Genomic DNA, 2,160 nt, shown 5'->3' on the forward strand with positions numbered 1-2,160 from the left:
CCGATCGTAAGAAACGGGAGCTGTTATAGCTCCCGTTCCGACTGCCTGATCAGAACTCCTCCCAACTTTCTTTGCTGGCGGCAACGGCTGCAGAGCCTTTGCCGGGAAATGCCCTGGCGATCTTGTTCACCATCCCGCGGGCAGGCGAAGTGACGGGCGCCGATTCGCTGCTCGTCGCTGAGGGCCTGCTGCGGCGTGGCGCATGGCCGGAAAGTGCAGCGCCCACATGGAATCGCGAGACGAGCTCACGCAGGCGGCCCGCCTCGGTGGCGAGTGTTGCACCGGCCGCATTGGCCTCTTCCACCATGGCGGCGTTCTGCTGGGTCACCTGGTCCATCTGATTGACCGCAGTGTTAACCTCCGACAGACCCACCGCTTGCTCGCGCGATGAGGTCGCAATCGCATCCATATGCTGGTTGATGGTGACGACATAGGCCTCAATCGTCTTTAGCGCTTCGCCCGTCTGGCTGACAAGATGCACGCCGTTGCCGACTTGCACGGACGAGTTGCGAATGAGATCCTTGATCTCTTTGGCAGCCGTGGCTGACCGCTGCGCGAGCTCGCGCACTTCCTGCGCCACAACCGCAAAGCCCTTGCCGGCTTCGCCGGCGCGTGCAGCTTCGACACCAGCGTTCAACGCCAGAAGGTTGGTCTGAAAGGCGATGTCATCGATCACGCCGATGATGCTGGAGATCTGATTCGATGACTGCTCGATCTTGCCCATGGCATCGACCGCATTCGCGACCACAGCACCCGACAGGCGGGCGCTGTCGTTTGCCTGGATCGCCACTGTGCGGGCCTCTTCAGCTCGCTTGGAGGAACTGGCGACATTGGCGGTGATCTCGTCGAGCGCTGCCGCGGTTTGTTCCAGTGAGGCTGCCTGCTGCTCGGTACGCTTCGAGAGATCATCAGCACTCTGGCTGATCTCGCGCGAACCGGAGTCGATCGAATTAGTGGTTTCCGCGACGGACGACATCGTGTCCTTCAACTGTCCCACCGCTTGATTGAAGTCGGCGCGCAGGCTCTCGAACTCTTGGCCAAAAGGTTGCGATAACTCGAACGACAGGTTGCCACCCGCAAGCTGCTTGAGCCCTTCGGCCAGGCCCGAGGTTGCCTGTGCCATGGCTTCGGCGCGAAGACGTTCCTGCTCCGCTGTTCGGCGACGCTGCTCTTCGGACTGCGAGCGCTGGGCGTTCGCTTCCTGCTCCAGCCGGCGGTTTTCTAGCGCGTTGGATCGGAACACCTCGACGGCGGCCGCCATCTCGCCGATCTCATCGGCCCGACCTGCGAACGGAATGGCCGTTTCGGCATCACCGCTTGCGAGCCTTTTCATTGAGGCGGTTATCGCCTGAATGGGGCGGATCATTGTCGCCGACAACAGCACCAGTGAAGCGGCAATGACAATGATGGTGGCCGCCAGGCCAACGACAATGCTCCAGAAGGTGTGTTTGGCTGCGTTTGCAGAGGCCGCCGCACGCTCGTCAAGCAGCGAGGCTTCTTCGTCGGATATCTGTTTCGCGATTGCGCGGATGGAGTCCATGTAGCTCTTGCCTGCGCCTGAGACCTCCATGGCCCGAGCTTGATCAACGGTTTTGGCATCGCGCATCAGGGCGATTTCTTTGCTCATAACCTCCCGGCTCCAACCTTTCACCTGAGCTTCAAGGTCCGTCAGCCTCTTCTGCTGAAGAGCATTGTCAGAGGTCAGGCTTCTGGTCTGTTCGAAGGCTGCCCTGAACTGAGCTTCGCCAGCTTTTTGAGGATCGAGAAATTTTTCGTCCCCCGCCAGCAAATAACCCCGCAAGCCTGTCTCCTGATTGACCATCCCAGCAATCATACCGTCAACTGCTCTGAGAACTTGATACGTATGCTCGGTCCAGACTGTCGCTTCCTGCTGAGTGGTAGAAGATTTGATGGTGATGAGATTGACGGCAAGACCAACAAGGAGGATTAAGCTGAACGATGCGACAAGCTTGATCATGGTCCGAAGGTTAGCAATAAGGGCGAACACCATATTCTCCAAGGCGTGGGGGGTGGGCTCCCGCTTCATGCAGATTCATTGCAACAGGGAACAGGCGAGTCCATCTTCATACGGACCCCTTAATTTAGGGGGGCTTTAATTAAAAATCAGTGAAATACCGACTGATCCTGGCAGCCGAAACC

At 58.8% G+C, this 2,160-nt stretch carries 1 protein-coding gene; it reads right to left on the reverse strand.

Annotated elements, in window-relative coordinates:
- Positions 1–49 precede the first annotated feature (49 nt).
- Positions 50–2,008: a methyl-accepting chemotaxis protein gene (locus C5L10_RS33300; RefSeq protein WP_371412024.1), complete on the reverse strand. Its 1,959-nt coding sequence runs from the start codon at positions 2,006–2,008 to the stop codon at positions 50–52.
- Positions 2,009–2,160 lie beyond the last annotated feature (152 nt).

The sequence above is a fragment of the Neorhizobium sp. T6_25 genome (assembly GCF_002968555.1).
GTDB lineage: Bacteria > Pseudomonadota > Alphaproteobacteria > Rhizobiales > Rhizobiaceae > Neorhizobium.